Origin of the sequence: Veillonella sp. ZSJB6, from assembly GCF_051549505.1 — a bacterium.
GTDB lineage: Bacteria > Bacillota > Negativicutes > Veillonellales > Veillonellaceae > Veillonella.
The window spans coordinates 1-242 of record NZ_JBPUGE010000159.1; the positions used below are offsets into that span (position 1 = coordinate 1).

1 protein-coding gene is annotated in these 242 nt (G+C 35.1%); it reads right to left on the reverse strand.

The window, feature by feature from the left end; all coding sequences use genetic code 11:
- Positions 1-242 (reverse strand): restriction endonuclease subunit S (locus ACSV5T_RS10280; RefSeq protein ID WP_438321081.1); only part of this gene is annotated, 242 nt, incomplete at both ends.

The window sequence follows — 242 nt, forward strand, 5'->3', positions numbered from 1 at the left end:
GTAGGTACTCTCATTTTAATTTTCTTAAAAACGCCCCTACTTAATTCGGCAAAAGTAGCACCATTAGCCAAAATATCAAAATAAGGTTTTGAGAATTTGAGCCAAAAATATAGATAGGTTAAAGGAAATTGTTCATTTGGAAGACAGGTTATAAACCCTTGATTAGTACACGCTTCTGTGGTGTTTATAGATAAAACGCCTATGGTTGCTCGGCTAGTCATCATAATAGAAAAGGCGGGAAA